This window comes from Natrinema sp. CRL1, from assembly GCF_059162405.1.
On record NZ_JBLVOY010000001.1, the window covers coordinates 683,112 to 709,428 of the forward strand.

26 protein-coding genes are annotated in these 26,317 nt (G+C 66.1%); all 26 read left to right on the top strand.

The genetic code is table 11. The annotated features are described in order from the left end of the window. Positions 1-57 precede the first annotated feature (57 nt). Positions 58-840 (top strand): 3-oxoacyl-ACP reductase family protein, encoded by a 783-nt coding sequence (locus ACJYUO_RS03620; RefSeq protein ID WP_494344034.1) that lies wholly within the window; start codon positions 58-60, stop codon positions 838-840. Positions 841-999: 159 nt separating this feature from the next. Further along, the gene (cbiT, locus tag ACJYUO_RS03625; RefSeq protein WP_494344429.1) at positions 1,000-1,608 is read left to right on the top strand and encodes a precorrin-6Y C5,15-methyltransferase (decarboxylating) subunit CbiT; all 609 of its coding nucleotides are present in this window, start codon (positions 1,000-1,002) and stop codon (positions 1,606-1,608) included. After that, on the top strand, positions 1,605-2,348 hold the full coding sequence (locus ACJYUO_RS03630; RefSeq protein ID WP_494344035.1) for a cobalt-factor II C(20)-methyltransferase: 744 nt from the start codon (positions 1,605-1,607) through the stop codon (positions 2,346-2,348). Before cbiT ends, ACJYUO_RS03630 begins: the two co-directional genes overlap by 4 nt. Continuing rightward, the gene (locus ACJYUO_RS03635; protein WP_494344036.1) at positions 2,341-3,237 is read left to right on the top strand and encodes a cobalt-precorrin-4/precorrin-4 C(11)-methyltransferase; all 897 of its coding nucleotides are present in this window, start codon (positions 2,341-2,343) and stop codon (positions 3,235-3,237) included. The genes ACJYUO_RS03630 and ACJYUO_RS03635 overlap by 8 nt, the downstream gene beginning before the upstream one ends. A 221-nt stretch (positions 3,238-3,458) precedes the next feature. Then, a complete protein-coding gene (gene cbiG, locus ACJYUO_RS03640; protein WP_494344037.1) occupies positions 3,459-4,457 on the top strand; it encodes a cobalt-precorrin 5A hydrolase in 999 nt (332 codons plus the stop codon). Then, entirely contained in the window at positions 4,454-5,335 is an 882-nt protein-coding gene (locus ACJYUO_RS03645; RefSeq protein WP_494344038.1) for a precorrin-3B C(17)-methyltransferase, read from the top strand. The genes cbiG and ACJYUO_RS03645 overlap by 4 nt, the downstream gene beginning before the upstream one ends. 17 nt (positions 5,336-5,352) lie before the next feature. After that, on the top strand, positions 5,353-6,399 hold the full coding sequence (gene cobJ / locus ACJYUO_RS03650) for a precorrin-3B C(17)-methyltransferase (protein WP_494344039.1): 1,047 nt from the start codon (positions 5,353-5,355) through the stop codon (positions 6,397-6,399). Positions 6,400-6,422: 23 nt separating this feature from the next. Beyond that, positions 6,423-6,689 (top strand): ferredoxin, encoded by a 267-nt coding sequence (locus tag ACJYUO_RS03655; protein ID WP_494344040.1) that lies wholly within the window; start codon positions 6,423-6,425, stop codon positions 6,687-6,689. After that, the gene (locus ACJYUO_RS03660) at positions 6,686-7,402 is read left to right on the top strand and encodes a cobalamin biosynthesis protein (protein ID WP_494344041.1); all 717 of its coding nucleotides are present in this window, start codon (positions 6,686-6,688) and stop codon (positions 7,400-7,402) included. The genes ACJYUO_RS03655 and ACJYUO_RS03660 overlap by 4 nt, the downstream gene beginning before the upstream one ends. 26 nt (positions 7,403-7,428) lie before the next feature. Next, on the top strand, positions 7,429-8,661 hold the full coding sequence (locus ACJYUO_RS03665; RefSeq protein ID WP_494344042.1) for a CbiX/SirB N-terminal domain-containing protein: 1,233 nt from the start codon (positions 7,429-7,431) through the stop codon (positions 8,659-8,661). A 49-nt stretch (positions 8,662-8,710) separates the two neighbouring features. Further along, entirely contained in the window at positions 8,711-9,082 is a 372-nt protein-coding gene (locus ACJYUO_RS03670) for a DUF3209 family protein (RefSeq protein ID WP_494344043.1), read from the top strand. Positions 9,083-9,084: 2 nt separating this feature from the next. Next, positions 9,085-10,377: an outer membrane protein assembly factor BamB family protein gene (locus ACJYUO_RS03675; protein ID WP_494344044.1), complete on the top strand. Its 1,293-nt coding sequence runs from the start codon at positions 9,085-9,087 to the stop codon at positions 10,375-10,377. A gap of 117 nt (positions 10,378-10,494) precedes the next feature. Further along, positions 10,495-11,892, top strand: coding sequence for a DNA primase (locus ACJYUO_RS03680; RefSeq protein WP_494344045.1), 1,398 nt, complete (start codon positions 10,495-10,497; stop codon positions 11,890-11,892). Next, complete coding sequence (locus tag ACJYUO_RS03685; RefSeq protein ID WP_494344046.1) at positions 11,889-12,428, top strand: hypothetical protein; 540 nt, start codon at positions 11,889-11,891, stop codon at positions 12,426-12,428. The genes ACJYUO_RS03680 and ACJYUO_RS03685 overlap by 4 nt, the downstream gene beginning before the upstream one ends. A gap of 47 nt (positions 12,429-12,475) precedes the next feature. After that, complete coding sequence (locus tag ACJYUO_RS03690) at positions 12,476-13,336, top strand: hypothetical protein (RefSeq protein ID WP_494344047.1); 861 nt, start codon at positions 12,476-12,478, stop codon at positions 13,334-13,336. Between the two features lie 80 nt (positions 13,337-13,416). Further along, on the top strand, positions 13,417-14,304 hold the full coding sequence (locus ACJYUO_RS03695; protein WP_494344048.1) for a hypothetical protein: 888 nt from the start codon (positions 13,417-13,419) through the stop codon (positions 14,302-14,304). A gap of 129 nt (positions 14,305-14,433) precedes the next feature. Then, entirely contained in the window at positions 14,434-14,898 is a 465-nt protein-coding gene (locus ACJYUO_RS03700; RefSeq protein WP_494344049.1) for a DUF2299 family protein, read from the top strand. A 273-nt stretch (positions 14,899-15,171) separates the two neighbouring features. Next, complete coding sequence (locus ACJYUO_RS03705; protein WP_494344050.1) at positions 15,172-16,095, top strand: ABC transporter substrate-binding protein; 924 nt, start codon at positions 15,172-15,174, stop codon at positions 16,093-16,095. A gap of 39 nt (positions 16,096-16,134) precedes the next feature. Continuing rightward, the gene (locus ACJYUO_RS03710; RefSeq protein ID WP_494344051.1) at positions 16,135-16,806 is read left to right on the top strand and encodes an ABC transporter permease; all 672 of its coding nucleotides are present in this window, start codon (positions 16,135-16,137) and stop codon (positions 16,804-16,806) included. A 49-nt stretch (positions 16,807-16,855) separates the two neighbouring features. Beyond that, positions 16,856-17,659, top strand: coding sequence for an ATP-binding cassette domain-containing protein (locus ACJYUO_RS03715; RefSeq protein WP_494344052.1), 804 nt, complete (start codon positions 16,856-16,858; stop codon positions 17,657-17,659). Positions 17,660-17,677: 18 nt separating this feature from the next. Continuing rightward, the gene (locus ACJYUO_RS03720; protein WP_494344053.1) at positions 17,678-18,427 is read left to right on the top strand and encodes a TOBE domain-containing protein; all 750 of its coding nucleotides are present in this window, start codon (positions 17,678-17,680) and stop codon (positions 18,425-18,427) included. A gap of 80 nt (positions 18,428-18,507) precedes the next feature. Further along, positions 18,508-18,930: a universal stress protein gene (locus tag ACJYUO_RS03725; protein WP_494344054.1), complete on the top strand. Its 423-nt coding sequence runs from the start codon at positions 18,508-18,510 to the stop codon at positions 18,928-18,930. 107 nt (positions 18,931-19,037) lie between these two features. After that, positions 19,038-19,532, top strand: a complete 495-nt coding sequence (locus ACJYUO_RS03730; RefSeq protein WP_494344055.1) for a universal stress protein — start codon at positions 19,038-19,040, stop codon at positions 19,530-19,532. Positions 19,533-19,693: 161 nt separating this feature from the next. Then, a complete protein-coding gene (acs, locus tag ACJYUO_RS03735; RefSeq protein ID WP_494344056.1) occupies positions 19,694-21,694 on the top strand; it encodes an acetate--CoA ligase in 2,001 nt (666 codons plus the stop codon). Positions 21,695-21,826: 132 nt separating this feature from the next. Further along, a complete protein-coding gene (locus ACJYUO_RS03740; protein ID WP_494344057.1) occupies positions 21,827-24,043 on the top strand; it encodes a bacterio-opsin activator domain-containing protein in 2,217 nt (738 codons plus the stop codon). Positions 24,044-24,310: 267 nt separating this feature from the next. Continuing rightward, positions 24,311-26,287: an acetate--CoA ligase gene (gene acs / locus ACJYUO_RS03745; protein WP_494344058.1), complete on the top strand. Its 1,977-nt coding sequence runs from the start codon at positions 24,311-24,313 to the stop codon at positions 26,285-26,287. Positions 26,288-26,317 lie beyond the last annotated feature (30 nt).

The following is a 26,317-nucleotide window of genomic DNA, read 5'->3' on the forward strand; positions in this document are numbered from 1 at the left end:
TCACGAAATCTGAAACACGGTCAAATAATTAACACGAATGGGTGCGTAGGGGCAAGTATGGCTGAAACCGTCCAGCGCCTCGAGCCCCTGTCACGTCGCCCGCTGACCGATCGGACCTGTCTCGTCACCGGATCCTCGCGCGGGATCGGTCGCGAAATCGCGTTCGAACTCGCTCGCTGCGGTGCCGACGTGGCGGTCAACTACCGCTCGTCCGAAGATCTGGCACGCGAGGTGACCGAGACGATCGAGGAAAACGGCGAGACGGCGGTTCCGGTTCAAGCCGACGTGTCGGACCCGGCGGCCGTCGAGCGGATGGCTACAGAAGTCCGCGAGGAACTCGGCGAGATCGACGTGCTCGTCAACAACGCGGGGATCACCGTCGACCGGACGTTCGAGGACATGACCTACGAGGACTGGCGGACGGTCATCGATGTCAACCTGAACGGGACGTTCAACTGCACGAAGGCGTTCTACGAGGACATCAAAACCTCCGATCACGGCCGGCTGATCAACATCTCGAGCGTGGTCGGCCAACAGGGCAACTACGGGCAGGCCAACTACGCGACCTCCAAGGGCGGGCTCTTCGCCTTTACGCGGACGCTGGCGCTCGAACTCGCGAGCCACGGCTCGACGGCCAACTGCGTCGCACCAGGCTTTACCGAGACGGACATGCTCGAGAAGGTACCCGACCGCGTGCAGGACAAGATCCGCGAGGACATCCCGCTGGATCGGTTCGCCGAACCCGAAGACATCGTCGGGATGGTCCGATTCCTCGCCGGCGATCAGGCCGAGTACATGACCGGGCAGGTGCTGGGTATCAACGGCGGCATGGAGTGGTGACCGCCCGCTTGGGTGGCTTCTCGGCGATGTTTTCAGTCTGAGCGACCGATCCGCTTCGTTTAACAACTCCCGTTGTCCTACTCCAACTCCACCTGGGCAATCGCAGTTGTTCTACCCCAAACAAAATTGTTTTAGGGACGGGCTCTGTTCCAACGGATGATGCCACCCATCGCGCTTCCACACGACGCGAAGGCCGGACCGACGAAATCGGAGGTCCGCGCCGTCGTCGGCTCGAAGCTCGCACTCGAGCCGGACGACCACTTCGCGGAGGTCGGCTCCTGTACGGGGGCCGTCACGATCGAAGCCGCACAGCGAGCCGGGCGGGTGACCGCTCTCGAGCGGAAAGCCGAACGGCTCGAGACGACCGAGAAGAACCTCGCGGCGAACGAGGAATCGGTACGCGCTGACGTCGAGTTGCGCAGTGCGGAAGCGCCCGAGGGGCTGCCGGACGACGCCGATGCGCTCTTTCTGGGCGGGAGCCGGAACTTCGAAGCAGTACTCGACCACGCCGTCGAGACCGAAATCGACCGTGTCGTCATGAACGTCTCGCGACTCGAGGTCGCGGGGAAAGCGACCGAGGCCTTCCGCGAGCGGGACCTGCTCGAGGAGGTCGTCCAGTTCCAGGTGAGCCACGGCTACGAACTCGCCGGGGCGACGAGTTTCAACTCGGACAACCCTGTCTACATGCTGGTCGGGAGCGCGACGCCCGACGAGGAGACTGACGACGGCGAGAAAGTCGCGGCCGACGGGGGGAGCTCACGTCAATGACGCTCTACGGCGTCGGACTCGGCCCCGGCGAGGCAGACCTCGTGACGGTTCGCGGGCAGGAGGTCCTCGAGAACGCAGACGTGGTCTACTCGCCGGGCCGACTCTCTCGGACCGTCGCGCTGAACCACGTCGACGAGTCGAAGATCGGGGACCTGGACTTCCCGATGACGAAAGACGAGGAAAAGCTGCGAGCGGCCTGGAAGGAAGCCGCCGCCGAGATCGCCCCGAACGCCCGCGACGGCGACGTCGCCTTCGTGACGCTCGGCGATCCGAACGTCTACTCGACGTTCGGTCATCTGCGCCGAACGATCGACGCCTTTCACTCGGATATCGACCTCGAGATCGTCCCCGGCGTGAGCGCCGTGACCGCGTTCGCGACCGCGATGGGGGTCGAGATCGAGGCCGGTGCCGGGCTTTCCTTGCGGGAGGCCGCCTCAGGCCACAGCCCCACGGGTCCGGATCGGATGATCCTGTTCAAGGTCACCGACGCGCCGGCGACCCACGAGGGGCTCGTCGCGGCCGGCTACGACGTGACCTACGGTCGCCGGCTGTTCATGGAACAGGGCGAAACCCTCGTTACCGACGACCCTGGCGAGATCGACGAACGGGACTACTACACGCTCGCCTACGCCGAGAAGGCGGACCTCGAGGTCGAGCAGGCGACGGCCGCCTTCGGGTCCGAGGAGTCCGGACCGGAGGAGGCGACGACTGCGGACACGGCGGAGGCTACCGATGACTGAGGACACACCGAACGATCCCCAAGACGCGATCGACTCCCAAGGCGAACGCCGCCGCGAGGAACTGGACGACCGGATCTTCGAGCACAGCGCCGGCGACGAACAGGAGGGGATTCCCTTCGTCGGTGCCGGGCCCGGCAACCCGCGCCTGTTGACCGTCGCCGGGAAGGAACTGCTCGAGGACGCCGACCTCGTCGTCCACGCCGGCTCGCTTGTCAACAGCGAACTCTTAGACGAGTACTGCGGCCACGCGGAACTGGTGAATTCGGTCGGGAAAGACCTCGAGGAACTGATCCCGCTGATGCGGGACGCCTACGAGGACGGCGACAACGTGGTGCGACTTCACAGCGGCGATCCCGCCATCTACGGCGCGGCGCTCGAGCAGATGGACGCGCTGGAACACGAGGGCGTCCCGACCCATTTCGTGCCCGGTGTCACGTCGGCCTTCGCGGCCAGCGCGACGCTGCGGACCCAACTGACCCTCAACGAGGTTTCGAATCACGTCGCGTTCACACGACCGCAGGGCAAGACGCTCACGCCGGAGGAAGACCACATCTCCGACTTCGTCGAGATGGGCGACGTGACGACCTGCATCTACCTCGGGACCCACGCGGTCCGGGACACGATGGACCGGCTGCTCGAGGACGATCACGACCCCGAGACTCCGGTCGCGGTGATCTACCACGCCTCGTGGCCGGACGAGGACGTGATCATCGGCGATATCGGGACGATTGCGGACAAGGTCGAGGAAGCGGGCTACCGCGCCTCGGCGCTGGTCGTCATCGGTGATGCCGTGACCGGCGCGGGCTACGAACGCTCGTTCCTCTACGGCGACTGGGCGAATCGAGGCTCGTCTGAAAATACAGGCGAGACGGAGGCGAGTGATGACTGAGATGAGTCGGACTCGAGACCGCAACCACGGTGAAAGCCCCAGTTCCCTCGACTCGGGGGCCTCGCTGCGCGTCTCGGTCGGTCGCAGGGCTCCCTCCCTGCGGTGCTTGCTTCGTCCGCCTTCGCCGAGGGAACTGGCCCCTTTCAGTCCCACCCGAGCGGTGGACTGGACGGGTCGATTAGACGTGGAACGGACAATTTCGGTACGAGAGGAGCTACACAATGAGTTCAGGAACTGAGAACGCGGAGACGACGGACGATTCTGGATCGGACTCCGGCGGCGGCCACTGTTCGACGGCTGACTCGGACGGCGAGGTCGCCGAGGAGATCGCGATCATCTCCTTCGGGCGGAAGATGGACACCGCCGAGGAGATCAAAGCCGAGATCGGCGATCGCTACGAGGCGATAGACATCATCGAGTACCACGGCGATGTCTTCGAGGAGCACTGGGGCGAGTACGACTGCTTCATCGGCCTGATGGCCTCGGGGATCGCGATGCGGAAGACGGCCCACCTGTTAGACGACAAGTGGGAGGACCCCGCGATCTGTGTGGTCGACGAGGAACTCACGTGGGCCATCCCGATCACGGGCGGCCACCACGGCGCGAATCAGGTCGCACAGGACCTGGCGACGATGGGTGCCGTCCCGGCGATGACCACCGCCAGCGAGGCCGCGGGCAAGCAGGGCGTCGAGTCCCGCGCGAAGGCGATGGACACCCACGTTGTCAACGGCGACTCGACCGTGAAGACGAACCTCGCCGTGCTGGACGACAATCTCGGCCCCGTCGAGCGACTCGAGGGCCCGAAGGCCGTTCTCGTCGGCGACGACGTGACGGTGCTCAAGCGCAACACGGACGACGGGATCGTGCTGGGAACCGGCAGCGTTTCGGGGGCGAGCAAGGAGTCGTTCCTCGCCGCGTGGGAGGAAGCACTCGAGCAGACTGACTACGACTTCGCGGACGTCGAGTTCGTCGGGACCGCGACGCGGAAGGAAGACGAGGAGGGCCTGCTCGAGGCGGCCCAGGAACTCGACCTCGGCGTCGTCGCATTCGACAAGGAGACGCTGCTCGCACACGAGGGGCCGACCCCCTCGAAGTCGAAGGAACTGATCGGCTGGCCGGGCGTTTCGGAAGCGTCGGCGATCGCGGGCGGGGCTGAACAGGAACTGCTCCTCGAGAAGATCAGCTACGAGAACGAGGTCACGGTGGCGATCGGCGAATGAGCGGGACCGAGAGCGAATCGGCCGATGGTACGGCCGGCGGCACGCCAGACGACCACGGCACCCTCTACGTCGTCGGCATCGGCCCCGGCCTGCCCGACCACATGACCAAGCGGGCCAAGGAGGTCATCGAGTCCGCGGAGGTCGTCATCGCCTCGAGCCTCTACCAGGAGTTCCTGCGCGAGGACGGCACGCTGCTGCCGGAAGATCAAACCGACGAGGACGGCATCGCGGTCCGAGACGACGGCTTCGAACAAGAGATCGTCCGGTCGACGATGGGCCGACAGATCGAACTCGCTCGAGCGGCGTTCGACCACGTCCGCGAGGGGAAAGACGTGGCCCATGTCTCCGGCGGCGATCCGTCGGTCTACGGCAAGTCCGACCTCATCTTCAAGATGGCAGAGGAGGACGGCGCGACGGACGTGCCGATCGAGATCGTTCCCGGACTGACGGCGGCGCTGGGCGGGTCGGCGAACGTCGGCGCGCCGCTGTGTAACGACTTCTGTACGGTCTCGCTGTCGGACAAGTGGCGCGGCTGGGACGAAATCGAGGAGAAACTGCGGGCGGCGGCGATCTCCGATTTCGTAATCGTCCTCTACAACTGCTGGCGAAACTACGAGAAAGCGGTCGAGATCGTCCGCGAGGAGCGGACCGACGACGCCTACGTTGCCATCGTCAACGACGCCGGCCGCGCGGACGCCGGCCGCAACGGCGAGAGCCAGTACATCACGACGCTGGGCGAGGCAGCCGACCATGACGACAAAGTCTCCGGGATGGGCACCTCGCTGATCATCGGCAACCACGAGACCGAAACCTGGAGCAACGACGATCGAACGTACCTCGTCACCCCCCGCGGCGGGCGTGACGTCGACGACTTCTGAACCCAACAGCACACACCATGAGTACGGACACCAACGCGGACGCTGACGACGAATCGACTTCCAAATGCGGTGCCTCCTCCAGCACGGAGCGCAATTCCAGCGAGGCCAGCACTGATAGCTCGAGTTCGAACTGTGGCGCGTCGAACACGAGTACGGACGACTCGAGCGGTTCGAAGTGTGGGGCCTCCTCGAGTTCCAGTTCCTCCTCGTCCTCGAGTTGCGGTGCGAGTTCCGACGACGACAGTTCGAACGAGCAGGAGGTCGGCTCGACGGTCGACGACTTCGACGCCGAACCGGGCCAACTGAGCGCCGTCGGCCTCGGTCCCGGCCACCCGGAAGGGATGACCGACCGCGCGAAGACCGCGCTGCTCGAGGCCGACCACATCGTCGGCTACACGACCTACATCGACCTCATTCCCGACGAAATTACCGAAGAAGCCGACGAGCTGTACGACACGCCGATGTGCGGCGAAGTGTCCCGCACCGAGGAGGCGATCGACCGCGCGCTCGCGGGCAACGACGTCGCCATCGTCGGCAGCGGCGACCCCAACGTCTACGCGCTCGGCGGACTCGCACTCGAGATTCTGGAGTCCAAGGGCGCGACGGCGTCGATGGTCGACTTCGAGGCCGTGCCGGGTGTGCCGGCGGCCCAGTCCTGTGCGGCCCGGCTGGGCGCGCCGCTGGTCAACGACACCGTCTCGATCTCGCTGTCGGACCACCTCGTGCCGATGCCTGAGATCGAGTCGCGACTCCACTCCGCCGCCAAGGAATCCTTTACCATCACGATCTACAACCCGTGGAGCCGCAAGCGCCGGGAGAACTTCGAGAAGGCCTGTGAGATCCTCACGGCCCATCGCGACGCGGACACGCCGGTCGGCATCGTCCACGGTGCCGGCCGCGAGGACGAACAGGTGATGATCACCGAACTCGGCGAACTCGAGGAGTTAGGCGAGAGCGAGATCATCGACATGACGACGACGATCGTCGTCGGCAACGAGGACACCTACGTCTGGGACGACCGGATGGTCACGCCGCGGGGCTACGAGACGAAGTACGACTACTGAGCGAAATTCGAACGACATCCACAATGCCACGATACGAAGTTACCATCGAGAAAGACGCCTGCGACGGCATCTTCGCCTGTCTGACCCGCGACCCGCGCTTTATCGAGGGCGAGGACGGCCTCGCGACCGTCGACCCCGGCGCGGATCCGGTCTACGACTGCGAGGGCGAGGTCACCGACAACGACGAGCGCGTCGTCGCGACGTTCGACGACGACCGCATCGACGAAGCCCAGCAGGCCGCCGCGGCCTGTCCGACGGACGCCATCATCGTCGAGGAGGTGGGCGAATGAGCGACGCGGAACCCGCGACTGAGATCGAAGTCCCAGCGGACCCGCTTGCGGGTCACGCCGCGACGGCGTACTTCTGGGGCCATGTGGCCGGGAGCGGCGATGTCTCGGATAGCGGTATCGAAATCGTCACCAACGACGAGGCGTCCGCACAGGTGCTCGCGGCGGTCGCGGGCGGCGACCTCGAGCACGAGACGACGACTCGAGACTACGTCCACGACACCTCGATCACGCGCACGGAAGACGAGTACACGCTGTCGATCGGCGGTGACGGAGATGAGGACGATGCGGGCGACGAGTCGGGACTGCTCGGCCGCAGCGGCGCGCTCGGCCTCCCCGTCGACGGCCGCGGGAACTACCGGTTCGGCGCGTTCTCGGAGTACGACCGTGAACTGCTCCGCGGCCTGCTCGAGGGCTGTGGCACTGTCTGTTTCAAGTCCTCGAGCGGGACCGTCGGCATCTCGTTCGTTCACGACGACGCGGACCTGCTCGAACTCGCACAGGACCTGATCGACGAGAGCCCGGTCGAAGCCCCCTACGACGACCTCTCCGAGACCTCGTCGGGCGGCTATTGGTTCGGCGTCGACGACGACGCCGCGCCCGACTTCGGCACGTGGCTCTACGAGAACTGCGAGGAGACCGGGCTGTTCGCCCCGAGTCGCCGCCGCAAACTCGAGCGGAGCCTCGAGCAGGCGACGGCGTACGACGACGAGTAACTACCCGACCGACACCCACGACATCGATGAGCACACCCGACCAGACCACGTCCGCATCGACAGCCGGATTCGACGACGAGGCCGTCCTCCTGATCGGCCACGGTTCCCGGCGCGAGAAGTCCAACGAACAGGTCCGCGAACTGGCCGCTTCCCTCGAGTCCCAACTGGGGATTCCGGTCGACGCCGCGTTCCTCGAACTCGCGGAGCCGGCGATCGACGAGGCCTTCGCGCAACTCGCGCCCGTCACGTCGCAGGTAACCGTCGTTCACTGCTCGCTGTTCGCCGCGAGCCACGTCAAAAACGACGTGCCGCTGGCAATTGAGCAAGCCCGCGCCGAACACGACCTCGAGATCAACAACGGGTCGCATCTCGGGGTCCATCCCGCGATCTTGGACCTGCTGGACGACCGCGCTGCTGCAGTCGAGGCAGAACTCGGCGTCGATCGGACGGACGACGACGTGGCCGTCGTGGTCTGCGGTCGCGGCTCGAGCGATCCGGACGCAAACGGCGACGTTCACAAGCTAGCCCGACTGCTCTACGAGGGCCGGGAGTTCGACCGCGTCGAGGCCTCCTTTATCGGTGTGACGGAGCCGACGCTCGAGGAGAGCCTGCACGGGCTCTCGAAACACCGCCCCGACGCGGTCGTCGTCCTGCCGTACATGCTCGGCGACGGCGTGCTCACCCAGCGGGTGCGGGACTGGACCGCCGAGTTCGACGAGGACTACCCCTACGTCGACGCGCTGGCGGGCGACCCGCTCGGCACCGACTCGCGGCTGCTGGACGTCTTCGCCGACCGCTGGCAGGAGGCCCGCACCGACAGCGTCGAGATGTCCTGTGACACGTGTAAGTACAAGGTCGACCTCGAGGGCTACGAGGAAGACGTTGGTGGCGCTCGCGCCATGCTCCGGGCACTGGCCCATCAGGAGACCCACGCCGACCGCGACGATATCGACAACGAACCCCACAGCCACGACGCGCCCGAAAAGCACGTCGCGGTCTGTACCAACCAGACCTGCGCGAAGATGGGCTCGCCGGCGGTCCTCGAGCGCTTGCGCCAAGAGGTCCGGGACTCCGAACACTGCGATGCCCGCATCACTCGCTCTTCGTGTCTGGGTCGCTGCGGCGACGGGCCGATGGTCGCGGTCTACCCGGACGGCATCTGGTACGGCGGCGTCGAGGACGAGGACGCCGAACGGATCGTCGGCGACCATCTCGACCGGGACCGCATCGTCAGCGACCTCGTCGATCAGACGCTGTAGCACTGAGACGCAACCAGAACTCGATACGCGAAATCAACTAGACACACCCATGAGCTGCTACGAAATCGAAGCACTACGACTCGGACTGATGAACGTCCTCGGCGTCGGGGACGACAGCGCCCGCGATCACGCGGAGACAGAACTCGAGGGCCACCTCGAGGGTCCCATTCGGGGGCTCGCCGAGGCCGATAGCCTCGCTGAGGTCGAACGGCACCTCGATGCGGCGCTGGTCGACTTAGAGGAGGAAGTCGCGTCGATGGACAGTGACGACCCCGAGTACGACTACACGCGGGGGCGACTGCTTGCTGTCCGCGACGCCGAACGGGCCGTGCAACGACTGAGCTCGCAGGGCGAGCACATCGTCGGCGGACTCGGCGACGCCCACGACACGCTCCACGAGACCTTCCCCGTCGAGGAGTGACGATGGCCGGAACTGCCGATACCGAACGCGACCGGCTCCGCGAGTTCCGCTCGGTCCCGCTCGGCGAGATCGAGACGGCCCGCAGCCGCCACATGTGGACCCGATCCGCGGTCTGCGTCGCCGACTCGGGCGATCTCGTCGTCACCGGCGAGTGGGACGGGACCGTTACCGCCCGCGAAACCGACTCGCTCGAGGCCCGGTGGACGGTCGATCATCCGGATCACGCAGTCGGAATCGGGTCGCTCGCGGGCGACGGAGCCGAGCGCGACGAGACGATCGTCGTCGCCGGTCGCGGCGAGTCCGGAACGATCGCTGCCTACGACGCCGAGACGGGTGAGGAGCGCTGGCGGTACGACACTGCCGACGACGTCGGCGAGGCGGTCAAAGACACCGTCTTCTACCTGCCCTACGTCGTGGCGCTCGAGACGGGGACCGACGCCGACGGCGACGAGCGGCTCTACGCCGCCGCCCGGCGCTACGAACGCGACGGCGAACGGCGGCAGTGGTACAGCACCGTCTACGCCTTCGGCGCCGACGGCTCAGTGTGCTGGACCTACGAGACCGACGCCTCGCCGATCGCCCTCGACCTCGACGCTGCGGGCGAGCGCCTCGCGGTCGGCTACAACCGCTGTATGGGCGACCACGACACCGGGCTCGTCGTCCTCGACACGGCGACGGGCGACCTCGAGTGGACGTGGGACCCCGGCACGGAGGGAGACCGCCGCGTCGGCGACGTCTCGTTCGACGGCGATTCGATCGCGGTCTCGAGCCACGGGGATAAGCGCGGCTACCTGCTCGGTCCCGGCGGTGCCGAGCGCTGGCGCGTCGACCTCGCCACGGAGACCGAAATCGACGGCGAACGGCTGTACGCCTATCCAAATCACGCGTACGCGAACGACGGTCGGGTGGCGTTCGTGACCGGCAACACCTACGCGGTCGAGAGCCGGGAGACCGAGTCTCGGCACCCGAACGAACACCGCGTCGCCGCCTTCGACGCCGACGGCGAACTCCTGTGGGCCAACGAGGTCCGTGGCTTCGTCCACGGTCTCGCCGCGGACGGCGAGCAGTTAGTCGCACCTTGCGCTCAGAACTTCCGCGTTCGCGACCCCAACACGCACGCCGTCCGCTGGTTCGGCCTCGAGTCCGGCGATGGCGGCCGCGAGCGCGTCGACGGCATCGCGACTGCGGCTGCCGTCGCGAACGGGACGGTCGCGGCCGTCGAGGAGCCTGTCGAGTACCACGACGAGGGCGAGACCCGCGGCGAGTACGCGCTCCGGGTCGGTTCGCTCGAGTAGCGACAGTCGTCGGTTCGACCTGTTTTCCGCCGCGACTCTCTTTGCCCATACCTGTCGGAGAGTCGCATACGCAAGGCCAACCACCACAACGCTCACTGCCGTCTCTTCGTCCGTATAATGACCAAGGATTTCGCACATGACGGCCGTGGGGACCGTTCGGATCCCGAGAGGGTCGAGCGCTCCTCGAGCCGTCCGGACGAGGACGCCCGAGAGGCGGGACCGCCACCCCGGGTGATGACCGACGGTGGGCAAGCGGAGATGGAGGAGGCTGATGATGACACCGAAGCGGAAGACACGTCCGAGGGCGACGAGGCGGAAACGGCTGAAGAAGAGAGTGCGGACGAATCGCAGGAAGCCGAAGAAGAAGTTGAGGAAGAGTCCCAAGAGGATGAAGCGGAAGCTGAAGAGGAGTCCGAAGAGGCCGAAGAGGAGACTGAAGCGGAAACTGAGGAGGAGGACCAAGAGGCTACAGAAGAGCCTGAAGCAGAAGCTGAAGAAGAGTCCTCGGAAATCGAGGACGAAGCTGAGGAGGAAGTCGACGAGGAATCCCCTGAAGCCGACGAAAAGGCCGACGAGGACGGGATCGACGCGGAAGCCGAAACAGCGGAGGCCGGCGAAGACGAGGACGAACGCGAGGACACCGGGGATCTCGTCGAGGACGACCGCGCGGAGGGTCACGCCGAGGACGCCGAAGCCGTCTACGAGGGCGACGACGCGTCCGGCATCCTCCACCTCGACCTCGATGGTCTCTTTCTCGACGTGCTCGGCCTCGAGGTGAACCTCAACCCGGTCCAACTCGACATTTCGGCGCGACCGGGCGAGAACAATCTGCTCGGGAATCTGCTCTCCGCGGTGACGGGGCTGCTGGACGGTCCCGGTGCCATGCTGGACAAGGCGAAGTCGCTCCTGAGCAAGCCGATAGAGTTTCTCAAGCAGCTCCCGGGGAAGGCCAAAGAGGCTCTCAGCGGACTGCTCGAGCGACCGAAGGAGTTCCTCACCGGACTGCTCAGCAAGCCCAAGGAGTGGCTCACCAGTCTGCTCGGTATCGGCGGTGACGAAGCGGAGGGCGACGCCGACAGAGCGGACGAGGAGGCCGAGGGAGAGGGCGAGGCGAACGAGTCCACCGGACCGCTCTCGTCGGCTGCCGGGTGGCTGAAATCGATCCTCGCAAAGCCCGTGGAGTGGCTCCGCGGGCTCTTCGGCGGAGAGTCCGCCGAAGCCGAGGACACTGCCGATGAAGCGACCTCAGCGGAAGACGAGGAAGCCGCGGAACCTGAGGAGGCAGAAGAAGAGGAGGAGACGGCGGAGGAAACTCCCGGTCCACTCTCCAGAGCGGCTAGCTGGCTGAAGGAACGACTCGCCGGCCTCATCCCCGGGTTCCCGGTCGAGGAACTCGTTGCGGCGGTCGTCAGCGAAGTGATCGAACAGTTGGTCGAGCAACTCGAGCCCGAGGGAGACGAGGGCGAGTCCGGCGGCGGACCCGACGCGACGTCACAGGCGGAGGCTTCATCATGAGCGACGAATCACTCACACAGCGGATTGACACGGAGAAGATCACGGAAAACATCGACGTCGATCAACTGGTCGAAGGGACCCAGTGGGAAGAGGAGATCGACGAGGACATGCCCCTCGGCGCGGCGCTGGGCGGCCAGATCGGCGCGCTCGTCGGCCGGAAGGTCGGCGAGTCCCTCGGCCGGACGATCGGCGATATGGTCGTCGAAGAACTGCTCAGTAGCGACGAGACGGAGTCGGAGAGCGAGGATGACGAATCAGAGGAGGATGCAGAAGACGAGGAGACGGCCGACGAAGAACCGTCGGAGTCCGAGGCTGACGACGAGGAGTCAACCGAGGAAAGCGCCGAGGACGATGCATCCGAAGAGGACGAAGCCGAGGACGGCGACGCAGAGGCCGACGCGGAAGCCGAGGCCGAAGACGAGAGCGACGAGCAGGGCGACGCTGAATCGGGCGAGGAAGAGACGGCGGATCAGAACGATGCGACCGAGGAGACGGAAGACGACGAAGAGATGGAAGCGGAAGCCGAGGAGGAGTAAGCCCGTGACACTGAATCGCAACACTACCGTAATCGATCGCACGCGAGGTGGTCGCCGTGAGTGACGGCTCGGGGCTGAAGAGCATGGTCGCCGAAGAGGTCAGCAATCAGGTCGACGTGGCCGATATGCTCGGCGACGGCAGCATCGAGGACAGCATCGACGGGAGCGAGATCGGTGCCGCGGTCGGCCGCCAGTTCGGCGAGCAACTCGGCCGCGAACTTGGGACCGCGATCGGCCGTGAAATTCACGAGACGATCGACGAAGGCGTCGAAGAAGGGAAAAACATCGGTGACCTGCAGTCGGAACTCCCGACGGCGATTCGGAACGCTATCCGTGACTCGATCTCGGAGATGGAGGGCCGCAAATCCCTCGAGTCGATGGCCAAAGGCGTCACCGAGGGAAGCAGCGTCGACGGGCTTCTCGAGGGAATCGGCGGCGGAGAGAGCGACGATGCCGAGGACGAATCGACGGACGAAGCGGACTCGGAACCGGCGGACGAAGCCGAGGAGCCGGCGGAGTCCGAAGATGAAGACGAGGAATCCGCGGACGAGGTGGAAGATGAAGACGGCGGTGACGGTCAGGTCACTGAAGATGCGGATGACGAAAGTGATGAAAGCGACGAACCGGACAGCGAAGCGTCCGAAGAGGCTGAGGAGGACGGCGAGGGGGCCGATGAAACTGAGGCCGAGTCCGAGCCGTCCGTAGCGGACCTCGAGGACCTCCGGAAGGACACGCTCGAGGACTTCCTCGGAGTGATGTCCTACAGCGATCTGCAGTCGGTCGCGAAGGACGTCGGCGTCAAAGCGAACCTGAGCCGAGAGGAGATGACCGACGAGATCATCGGAACGGTGACCGACGGGGAGTCGAACTCGAACTCGGAGTCCGAAGCGGAAGCCGAAGCCGAGTAGTCGACTGATACGGATTCGATCTCGCTTCGAAGCCGGAAAAACACGCTAGCGGACACTACGCGGCAATCTCGGTGAAATCAATGAGCGAATCGCAACTACACGACCGAGTGCACGAGATACTGACCGAGGCCGACGCGTCCAGCGGCTCGATCGTTTCCGGAGGCGACGCAGACGGTGACGACGAGTCGGAGACGGATCTGCTCGAGGCCGCCACGGACGCGAGCGACCTCCTCGAGTCGGCAGACCCCGACGAGTTGCTCGCGGCGGTCGGATTGGACACCCTCGCGGACGGGTCCGAACCGGACTCGATTCCGGAGGCGATCGCCCGCGGCGAACAGGAGAACCTCGAGGACCTCCAGCGGTTGCTCCACCTCTCGAAACTCGCCGACCGGGCGGACGACGGGGGACTCGAGGGTGCCATCGACGACCTCCGGGAGACGATCGGTGAGCGGGCCGAGGCCGCCGATGACGACGGGGAGAGCGACACCGGCAGCGACGAACCGGACGCTGAGACGGCGGCTGACGGAGACGAGGGGGACCAATCGACGAGCGACGAAGCTGAGACGGCTGAGAGCGACGAACCGGGCGAGTCGGAGACGACCGGCGACATCGGGGACCGTCTCCGGTCGGCGATGAGCGATTCGTTCGCTGACTTCGGCGACGAGGTCTCCGAACTGAAGGAACGACTCGAGTCAGCGAGTGTGGGGGCCGCCAGCGATAACCCCGCCGGCGATACGGACGGTGCCGGCGAATCGGCCGCCGATACCGAGAACGGGCAAGCGGCCGAGGACGACGCGGACGCGGATGACGACGAGGGACTTCTCGGATTCGGTCTCGGAAGCGACCGGAACCGCGGGTCGGCGTCGGGCGGCCCGAGCCGCTACTCGACGATGGCACCGCCGCCGTCGAAGCGGGCTGACATGCGCGGGACCGCACGGCACTCGACGATGCCGGACAAGCACAGGTAGGAGAGCGGCGTGGGCCCGGCTCGATCGAGACCGAACGGCCGAGCCCGGGGACGCCCACTCGAGGCGGAGCGAGACGGGCCATGCGTGCTCGCGCTGAAGTCTTATTCGCCTCGCCGTCGACGAGCGGGTGTGACAACCCATATCAGCGAGACGCAGGTCCAGCACTGGCTTGACGACACGGCGATCCGGAACGTGACCGCCCATACCGACGAGGACACCGAATTCAATTTTCAGGTCGAACTCTCGCACCTGCCGATCCACGTGATCAAAGAAGACGAGTTCGGCCCGATTCGAATCGTCGGCCGCAGCGGGTTCGATACCGAGAAAACCAGAAATCTGCTCCGCGACGATCAGCAACGCGCCGAGTTACTCCGGTACGTCGGGCCGATGCTGGCGGCGACGCCTGGGTTCTACACCTTTCTCGACGAGGAGGGAGTCTCCTGTCAGTTGCGGGAGGCCGAAACGGTACAGGTGGAATACCGCGTCTACCCCGACGGAGCCAGTCAGCAAGCCCTGATGGACGGGATCATGTCGGTCGCGACGAGCATGCGGTACGTCCAGAACGTCGTCGCGGCGGTCGCGGAATCGGCGTGAATCGGTCGGGTTCGAGTTTGTTCGAGTAACCGCTTTTAGTCCGAATCAACGCCTGCGGAGACTGCACTCCCTGTGGATACGCCTCTATCTGCAAAGCGCGTCGTGGAAGCAGGAAGCCCTCCCTCAAGGAGCAAACGGCGTCAGCCGTGAGCGAGTAGGGTAGGGTAGTTCACTTACGATAGCGTCTCTTGGCGACCCTCGAGCGTGCCGTGTAACTGTCTTCGGGCCCCGGTCGTCACGTTTATACGATTGTATTCCATCGTTATTCCCAGTATGGAATATCGACGCCGGGAGGTGCTCGGGGCGAGCGCGGCGGGGATCGCGACGGCCGTCGGCGGCTGTCTCGGACTGGGCGGTGACGACGAGGAGGGATCGATCGTCGGCGAGGAACTCGCGCTCGCGACGACGACCAGCACGTACGATACGGGGCTGCTCGACGAGATCAACGCCGAGTTTCAGGAGCGGTTCGGGACGCCGGTGGCGGCCAACGCACAGGGAACGGGGGCCGCCATCGAGTCGGCTCGCAACGGCAACGCCGATATCATCCTCGTCCACGCCCGGTCACAGGAAGACGACTTCATGCGGGACGGCCACGGGGTCAATCGGCGGGACCTGATGTTCAACGACTTCGTGATCGTCGGGCCGAGCGAGGACCCCGCGGGCGTCGGCGATACCGAGCAGGCGACGGCGGCGTTCACGGCTATCGCGGACGCGCAGGCGACGTTCGTCTCCCGCGGCGACGACTCCGGGACCCACACGAAGGAACTGGCCATCTGGGACGAAGCCGGCGTCGAGCCCGGCGGCGAGTGGTACCAAGAACTCGGCCAGGGAATGGGCGACACGCTGAACAATGCGACCGAGTCCGGTGCGTACACGCTCGCCGATCGCGGCACGTACCTCTCGATGCAGGATAACCTCGACCTCGAGATCCTACTCCAAGGGCCGATCGAGGGCGGCCCGGAACTGCTGGCGAACCCCTACGGGATCATGGCGGTCAACCCCGAGGTCCACGACAACGTCAATTACCAGCTGGCGATGGCGTATATCGGATTCTTCACGAGCCCGGCGGGACAGGACCTGATCTCGAACTACACTTCGAACGGCCAGCAGCTGTTCTACCCGGAGGCGCTGTCGGAGGACCCGAACTTTCAGCAGTACGTCCCGGAAGGGTGGCAACCCGACGACGGGGAGGAGTAACCGTCGGGTTTACCGCTCGCACGAATCGAACCACTACAGATGCCATTCGAGTCTCTCGCCGATCCGACGTATCTCCGGAGCATAATCCGGGTCTCGCTGACGGTCAGTCTGACCGCCGTCCTGTTGAGTACGGCGTTGAGCCTGCCGATCGCGTTCGCCGTCGGGTTTTCGGACTTCCCGGGCAAACGGCTCGTCACGGCGGCGATCAACACGGGAATGGGCTTTCCGAGCGTCGTCGTCGGCCTGCTCGTCCTCATGTCGCTCTCGAGCGACGGTCCCTTTGGCTCGCTGGAACTGGTCTACACGCCCGAAGCGATGATCCTTTCCCAATGCGTGCTGGCCGCGCCGGTGATCACCGGCGTCGCGCTCTCGGCCATCGAGAGCGTCGACGGCACCGTTCGGGACGCCGCCTACGGCGTCGGCGGGACGCGGGCGGACGTGGCCCTGATCACGCTCAAGGAGGCCCGATACGGGGTCATCACCGGCATCCTCGCCGGCTTCGGCCGCGCCATCAGCGAGGTCGGCTCGGTCCTGATCGTCGGGGGCAACATCGCCTACGCCGACGGCACCTCGAAGACCCGGACGATCACGACCGCGATCACCCTCGAGACGCGCCGCGGCGAGTTCGAGACGGCACTGGTACTCGGCGCGGTCTTGCTCGCCCTCGTCTTGCTCGTCAATGGGATCGTGATGCGGCTCGGGGGGCGATGACGATGGATGAGACTGATGCGTGGCGAGACGCAACCGGGGTGACTGCCCCGTGAACCTCGAGTTCGAGAACGCCGCCTACGGCGTCGACGGCACGTCGATTCTGACCAATGTCTCGCTGTCGGTCGGGTCTGGTGAGGTGGTGACGGTCATCGGACCGTCAGGGGCCGGCAAGACCACGCTGTTGCGGCTGGCCGCCCTGTTCGAGCGGCCGACCGGCGGCGCGGTTCGCTGTGACGGGACCGATCCCTGGTCCCTATCACGGGAGGAGCGGCTCGCGCTCCGACGGCGGATCGGGATGGTGTTTCAGCGGGCGAGCCTCTTCGAGACCTCGGTGGCGCGCAACGTCGACGTCGGACGACGGCTCCGCCGGGGATGGCGACGGCGGTTTGGCGACTTCGTCGTTCGTGCTCTCAACCGTCTGCTCCGCGGGACGCCACGGGTCGACGACCGCACTCGCGAGGCCCTCGAACAGGTCGGGCTCGGCGACGCGTGGGACCGCGCTGCGGGGTCATTGTCCGGTGGCGAGGCCCAGCGGGTCTCCTTCGCTCGCGCGCTCGCGGCCGAACCCGACCTGCTCGTCCTCGACGAGCCCACCTCCGATCTCGACCCGCGGAACACGGCGATCCTCGAGCGAGCGATCGACCGAGCGCGAGAGCGGGGCCACGGCGTCCTGCTCGCGACCCACGACATGCACCAAGCCGAGCGGATCTCGGACCGCGTCGCCTTCCTGCTCGAGGGGGAACTCGTCGAGGTTGGTCCGCCGGACCGGATCTTCGACGACCCGCGGGATGAGCGGACCGCCCGCTTCGTCCGCGGCGATCTGTTGTACGATGAAAACGAACTTCCAGCCTGACCGCGAAGAGCGAGTCGAATGGAAAAGGAGTTCGACCCCTACCTGCGGATCGACGACGTGGCAGTCGACCGCAGCGACGTCGCCATGTTGCGCGCGATCGATGATCGCGGCTCGCTGTCGGGCGCGGCCGAGGCCCTCGAACGCTCCTATCCGCGGCTGCAACAGCGCGTGGTCGAACTCGAGGAGTCGATCGGCCCGCTGGTCGAGCGGACCCGCGGCGGTGCCGACGGCGGCGGGAGTTCCCTGACGGGGACGGCGAGGGATCTGCTGGCGCGGTTCGATCGGTTGGTCGCGGCCTACGAGGGTGTCGCTCGCGTCGACGAGACGGTGCTTTCGGGGCCGGTCGTCGACCGCGACGGCGAACTCGCGACCGTCGCGACCGGTGTCGGGGAGGTACTGGCGGTCGTCCCGTCCGACGCCGCGAGCGCCTCCGTGACGATCCGATCCGACGCGGTCAGTCTCCACGCGCCCAGCGACGTCCCCCGAGCCGAGGGGACGAGCGTCAGAAACCGGTTTCCGGGGATCGTCTCGTGGCTCGAGGCCGGGGATGCGGTCGCCAGGATCGGGATCGACCTCGAGGCCGCCGAGGCTGTCGAGGGCGAGGAGCGGAGGACCGTAGACGACACCGAACTCGTGGCGCTGGTCACTCGTCGGAGCGTCGAGGCGCTGGAACTCGAGCTCGGCCGATCGGTCGTCGCCTCGGTGAAAGCGACGGCGGCGCGTGGCGTCTCGAGCGGCGACCGCGACGGGGACGACGCCGAAACCTGAGCGACTATCGGGCGAACCGCAGGGGTCGATCGAGTTGCTCGAACCACACGCCTTTCTCGAGGCGGGCCGTATCGCCGCCCATGTACGACGCTATTCTGGTCGCGACCGACGGGAGCGAGGCCGCGGCGACCGCGGTCGACCACGCGGTCGCGCTCGCCCAGCGCTTCGACGCGCCCCTGTACGGGATCGCCGTCGTCGACGAGCGAACCGACTACGACAGCGGTATCGTCGATCCGGAGGAAGCCCGACAACACCTCGAGGAGCGCGCGGACGACTGGCTCGCGGCCCTCGAGGCGACGGCGACCGAGGGCGACGTAGCCGTCGAGACGGCGGTTCGGTTCGGCGTTCCCCACGAAGAAATCCTCGAGTACGCGGCCGAGGTCGAGGCGGACGCGGTCGTCCTCGGCTCCCGTGGCCGGTCGTCGTTTAAGGGTGCGCTGCTCGGGAGCACCGTCGACAGAGTCGTCAGAACGGCCGATCGCCCGGTGTTGGTTATCGGCTAACGCCGACGGCTGTGTCCGTTCGCGGACCGTTGGGACGGCAGTGTCGGCCGCGAACGACGGCTGTTGGAGGCCGAACATTTACCACCGCTGTCGTGTGACGTAGTCGTATGTCATTGCTCGTCCCATTCGACGGCTCGGAACTGGCGACACACGCGCTCGAGCGCGCCTCGACGTTCGGCGATCTGCTCGACGAGGAGGTCGTCGTCCTGACGGTGATTCCGGACGACGCCGACTACGCGCGAGAGCGGGGCTGGATCACGCGGGGCGAACCGTTCGATGCGGAGGCGATCGCGACGGGGATGCAGACCCGCGCCGCGGAAATCGCGCCGGAAGCGACCGTTCGGATCGAGCGGGTCAGTTCCGACGAACCGACCGCGACGTCGACGACGAACGTCGTCCGCGAGATCCGCCGCGTCGCCGGCGAGGTCGGGGCATCGGTCGTCTTCATCGGCTCGGAGAACGCCGGCTCGGTGATCGCACCGCAGTCGAGCGTCGGCAGCCCGGTTGCGAACGACCAGCGCTACGATGTCTACGTCGTTCGCCGGCACGATACCGACGACGCCGAGGAGATCGTCGATATCGACTCGACGGACGAACTGTAGTCGGAGCCAAACACCGGATCGGCAGCGTTGCCGCGAGGGCGGGGGCTGTTGAAGGAGTTGACGCCGCTGGAGCGGGGCGGTGGGACCCATCGATCTCTGCCCACCGGCTTGCGGTTTGGAGGAACGTTTATTCCTTTGACTACCTACGGTTCGGACGAGATATGGTCGATCGGAACGGGTGGGACCGAGACGCGTCCGCACCCATCGGACCCACCCACACCCCGCCCGAGTCGTTCGTCGAGCAGGCGAACGTCTCCAATCCGGGGATCCACGAGGCGTTCGAGACGAACTGGCCGGAGTGTTGGAACCGCGCGGCCGACCTCCTCTCGTGGGACGAGTCGTATGACACCGTCCTCGAGGAGGACGACGCGCCGTTCTATCGCTGGTTCGCGGACGGCCGGCTCAACGCCTCGTACAACTGTCTGGACAGACACCTCGAGTCGGGGCGTAAGAACCACGCCGCGATCCGCTGGGAAGGCAAACAGGGCGAGCGTCGGACCTACACCTATCGGGACCTCTACGTCGAGGTCAACGAGTTCGCGGCGGCGCTGCGGGACCTCGGCGTCGAGGAAGACGACGTCGTGACGATCTACTTGCCGATGATCCCCGAGTTGCCGATCGCGATGCTGGCGTGTGCTCGCATCGGCGCACCCCACAGTGTCGTTTTCGCCGGACTCTCGGCGGACGCGCTCGCGACGCGGATGGACGCCGCCGACAGCGAGTATCTGGTCACCTGCGACGGCTACTACCGCCGTGGCGACGCCTTCAACCAGAAGAGCAAGGCCGACAACGCCCGCATCGGCCTCGAGCAAGACGTCCAGACAGTCGTGGTCGATCGGCTCGGCGACGACCTGCCCCACGTCCTCGGCGACGACGAGTGGGACTATCACGACCTCCGCGACGAGTTCGCCGGCGAAACGGTCGACCCGGTCTCGCGGGACGCCGAGGACATGCTGTTTCTGATGTACACCTCGGGGACCACCGGCGAGCCGAAGGGCGTCGTCCACTCGACGGGGGGCTATCTCGCTCACGTCGCGTGGACGAGCCACGCCGTCCTCGACGTGAAACCCGAGGATACCTACTGGTGTGCAGCTGACATCGGCTGGATCACCGGTCACTCCTACATCGTTTACGGCCCGCTCGCGCTGGGGACGACGACGGTGATGTACGAGGGGACGCCTGACTATCCCGACCGCGACCGACTCTGGGAGATCGTCGATCGGAACGCCGTCGACGTCTTCTACACCGCACCGACGGCCATCCGGGCGTTCATGAAATGGGGTGCGGAGTATCCCGGCGAACACGACCTTTCCTCGCTGCGACTGCTCGGCACCGTCGGCGAGCCGATCAGCCCGCGTCCGTGGAACTGGTATCGGGAACACATCGGCGGGGGCGACTGCCCCGTCGTCGACACGTGGTGGCAGACCGAAACCGGTGCGGTCACGATATCGACCCTGCCGGGGATCGACGAGATGAAGCCCGGTTCCGCCGGCCCGCCGCTGCCGGGGATCGACGCCCGAATCGTCGACGAGGCCGGCGACGGGGTCAATCCCGGCGAGACCGGTTACCTCACGATCGCCCGCCCGTGGCCGGGGATGGCCCGCACGCTGTACGACAACGACGAGCGGTTCGTCACGGAGTACTGGCGGCGGTTCTCCGATCCCGACGAGGGCACGTGGCGCTACTTCAGCGGCGATACGGCCCGCATCGACGAGGACGGCTACATCACCGTCCTCGGGCGAGTCGACGACGTGATCAACGTCTCCGGCCACCGGCTCGGCACCATGGAGATCGAGAGCGCGATCGCCGACGTGGACGGCGTCGCCGAGGCCGCCGTCGTGGGCCGCTCGAGTCCGACCGGGGACACCGAGGTCTACGCGTACGTCAGCACCGAGAGCGGCCACGATGCCGACGCGACGGTCCGGCGCGCGATCTTCGACAACATCGAGTCCGCGATCGGTCCGATGGCTCGGCCCGAAGCGGTGATCTTCACGCCGGAACTGCCCAAGACCCGCTCGGGGAAGATCATGCGTCGCCTGCTCGAGGACGTCGCCAACGGCGAGGAACTCGGCGACACGTCGGCGCTCCGGAACCCGGAAATCGTCGGCGAGATCCAGGCCGAAATCGGCGAGGACAGCGACCCCGATGAGTCGATCCGATAGCGTTTCGGTTTTTCTACGATCGCGAAACGTCTCTTTCTCGGGGAGCAACCGCTGAAATCGAAGATCAGTTGAAAACATCGTTCAGCGTCGATACAATTATGTTCGCACCGCCAGAATGGGCGAACAGAATCGATGAGTCTCGAGGGGAGTGTGGGGACCGTACTCGCACGGCGGGAGTACGAATCGCTGCTCGACGTGGCCGAAACCTATCGAGAGGCGCTGGTCATCCGGCTCTGCGGAGACGTCGGGCTTCGACCGGCGGAGCTGACGCGGCTCACGATCGACGACATCGACCAGGTCAGAATCGATCCGCCGCGGTACCTGATCCGAGTGCCGACCGACGACGAGCGCGGCTCCCGAACCGCGTACCTGCCGACTCGCGTCGAACGGGAACTCCGGCGCTACGCCCGCAGTAACGACCTCTCGACGGACGACCGAATCTTCACCGTGACGCCCCGCCGGCTGCAGATGCTAGTCTCGGAGGTCGCCGAGCGAGCGAGCGAGCTGGCCGAGGATCCCGGCCTCGCCGACGTCTCCACGAGCGATCTCCGGCAGTACTTCGCCCACACCGCGCTGGTCGACCACGACGTGAACCCGCGCGTCGTCAAGACCGCGGGCGGCTGGCGCAGTTTCGAAGCCCTCGAGTCCTACCTGCCCGAGCCGACCGACTCCCAGATCGTCGACGCCTTCGACGGCGTCGAGGAGCCCTCAGGTCCCCGGTCCGGCGATCCCCAGACCGGGCCCGCGGTGAGCGACGACAGCGTCGTCCGGCTGCTGCTGGCTGCAAGCGACCGTTACGCGCTCGTTCGCCTCGATGCCGACGGCTACGTCGAGCGCTGGAATCGCAGCGCGGCCGCGCTGTTTGGCTACCGCGCCGGCGAAATCGTCGGGACACACGTCTCCGCGTTCTACACCGACCACGCCGTCGAGGACGGCGCGCCCGACCGCACCCTCTCGCGGGCCGTCGAGGAGTCCGGCTGCGAAACCGACGGCTGGCGGGTCCACAAGGACGGCTCGCGCTTTCGCGCGACCGAGGTCGTCTCGCCGCTGCGGGACGATCAGGGCCGCCATCGCGGCTTCGCCGTCTTCGTCCGCGACGGGACGGCCGCCCACGAGGAACTCGAAACCGTCCGGGAGCGCCGCGACGAACTCGAGGGGCTGTACGCGGTCGCCCGGCGACACCGGGACGTGACCGACGCCTTGCTCGAGTCGACCGATCACGAGGAGATCGAGACGACGACGTGTACCGCGCTCACCGACGGGCGGGCCTACGACGCCGCGTGGATCGACCGGGCGACGATCTCGGACCGTCGCCGCCAGTGGCGTGCATCCGGCGGGGTCGATCCCGACGCAGTCGAGCAACTCGTTCCCGACGAGTGGGGGGCAGACGAACCGGACGAGCCCCTCCCGGATGCGGAGCCGGCGGACACCGCCCGATCGCGGGACGAGGCGGTTACGGTCGCGGAAGATGTCACGGCGACCCTCGAGGACGACGAGTCGTTCGAGGGTGCCGTCGCGAAGGTCCCGCTGACGTACGGCGATACCGTCTATGGGACGCTCTCGGTCGCGACCGAGCGCCCGGCGGCGTTCGGCGAAGACGAACGCACGTGGCTCGCGACGATCGGCAGACAGGTCGGCTACGCGATCGCCGCTATCCGCCGGCGGAACCTTCTGCTGTCCGATCGGGTGATCGAACTCGAGATCGCTTGCCGGGACGACCGCTCGTTTTTCGTCGACGCCTCGCACCGGCTCGACTGCCGGTTCGAGCTCGACTCGCTGGTTCCGATCGACGAGTCGACCCAACTCTACTACGTCCGACTCGAGGGGGCGTCGCCGGCCGACGTCTTCGACCTCGCCGATTCCGCGCCCGGGATCGAGGACTGTCGGCTGGTCGAGACCGACGAGGACGGCTGGCGCGTCGAGTTCGTCATCGAGGGCTCCTGTCCGATCGTCACGCTGACCGAGTACGGCGTCACCGTCCACGAGGCGATCTTCGAGGCCGGTGCGGCGACGCTGACCGGTGATTGCGCGGCCGACGCCGACCTTCGGACGATCCTCGACGGCCTCCGCTCGGCGTTTCCCGACTCCGAACTGCTCGGGAAACGCGAGGCCGAACGGACCGTCCAGACGGCCCGCGAGTTCCGGGAGGGCCTCGAGGACCGGCTGACCGACCGACAGGAGGCCGCGCTCCGGGCGGCCTACTTCGGCGGCTACTACGACTGGCCCCGGGAGAGCACGGCCGAGGAAGTCGCCGACGCAATGGGGGTCTCCTCGCCGACCCTGCACAACCATCTCCGAAAGGGCCAACACGAGTTGCTTCGCACGTTCCTCGAGGACCCGGACGGCTAGGGCGGGGTCTCCGCTGGCCGGTGAGACTAAGTCTCTAGAGAGTTGCGTCGATCCGAACCGATTCGGCCATATCATCACAATTATTGCCACGGAATCCTGCCCGGAACTCTCGTCGCGCCGGCGAAAACACGACTTTTTCGGGGCGGCAGACGGCTATCAGGACCTAATATAGTCAATATATGCTAGGTTCCCCTCCGAGTATCGGGTCGATTTTGCACAACTAGAGGCCGCCTTTACTATGGACGTACTCGATTGAGTGGGTGTACCATGTCACAGGACAATGCCAACCTCGAGGCACGACTCGCGGAGCAGGAGGCGTTCGAGCCCCCCGAGTCGTTCGTCGAGCAGGCAAACGTCTCTGATCCGGGGATCTACGAGGAGTTCGAGGAGAACTGGCCGGAGTGTTGGGAGCGTGCGGCCGACCTCCTCTCGTGGGACGAGGAGTACGATTCGGTTCTCGAGGACGACAACGCGCCGTTCTACGAGTGGTTTACCGACGGGAAACTCAACGCGTCGTACAATTGTCTCGATCGGCACGTAGAGGAGGGTCGCGGCGACAGCGTCGCGATCGAGTGGGAGGGCGAACTCGGCGAGACGCGCACCTTCACCTACGACGAACTGTTGGACGAAGTCGAGGACTTCGCCGCGACGCTGCGGGACCTCGGCGTCGAGGAAGACGACGTCGTCACGCTGTACATGCCGATGGTACCGGAACTGCCCATCGCCATGCTGGCGTGTGCCCGCATCGGCGCACCCCACAGCGTGGTCTTCGCCGGCTTCTCGGCCGACGCGCTGGCGACCCGGATGAACTCGGCCGACAGCGAGTATCTGGTCACCTGCGACGGCTACTACCGCCGCGGTGACGCGCTCGATCACATCTCGAAGACCAACGAGGGCCTCGAGGGCGTCGACCACGAGGTGTCCGACGTCGTGGTCGTCGACCGACTGGGTGACGACTTAGACCACGAGCTCACGGACAACCAGCACGACTACGACGACCTCGTCGCCGAACACGAGGGGTCGACGGTCGAGCCGGTTTCCCGGGACGCCGAGGACATGCTGTTCCTGATGTACACCTCGGGGACGACCGGCCAGCCGAAGGGGGTCAAACACACCACCGGCGGCTACCTGGCCTACTCCGCGTGGACCAGCCACGCAGTGCTCGACATCGAGGCCGACGACACCTACTGGTGCTCGGCCGATATCGGCTGGATCACCGGTCATTCATACATCGTCTACGGCCCCCTCGCGCTGGGGACGACGAGCGTGATGTACGAAGGGACCCCGGACTACCCCGACAAGGACCGGCTGTGGGAGATCGTCGAGAAGAACGGCGTCGACATCTTCTACACCGCACCGACGGCCATCCGCGCGTTCATGAAGTGGGGCTCGGAGTACACCGAGAACCACGACCTCTCCTCGCTGCGGCTGCTCGGCACCGTCGGCGAGCCGATCAACCCGCGGGCGTGGAAGTGGTACTACAAGCACATCGGCAACGAGGAGTGCCCGATCGTCGACACGTGGTGGCAGACCGAAACCGGCGGCATGATGATCACGACGCTGCCGGGTGTCAACACCATGAAACCCGGCTCCGCCGGGCCGCCGCTGCCGGGGATCGACGCCCGCGTCGTCGACGCCGAAGGCGAGGAAGTAGACGCCGGACAGGCCGGCTACGTCACGGTCGACAACCCGTGGCCCGGCATGCTCCGGACGCTGTATAACAACGACGAGCGGTTCCTCGAGGAGTACTGGCAGGAGTACTCCGACGAGGACGCAGACGAGTGGGTCTACTTCCCCGAAGACGGCGCGAAGATCGACGACGACGGCTACATCACCATCCTCGGCCGGGTCGACGACGTGATCAACGTCTCCGGCCACCGGCTGGGCACGATGGAGATCGAGTCGGCCGTCGTCGGCGTCGAAGGGATCGCCGAAGCCGCCGTCGTCGGCGGCGACCACGACGTCAAAGGCGAGGCCGTCTACGTCTACGCCATTCCCGAAGACGGCTACGAGGGCAACGCGGAACTCGAGGAGCGGGCCGTCGAGGCCGTCCTCGACTCCATCGGCCCGATCGCCAAGCCCGAGGAGGTCGTCTTCACGCACGAACTGCCCAAGACGCGCTCGGGCAAGATCATGCGTCGCCTGCTCGAGGACATCGCGAGCGGCAACGAACTCGGGAACACCTCGACGCTGCGCAACCCCGACGTCGTCGACGACATCGCAGATCAGGTAGCAACCGACTAACCGACCGCCGTTCGATTTTCGAAATTCAAC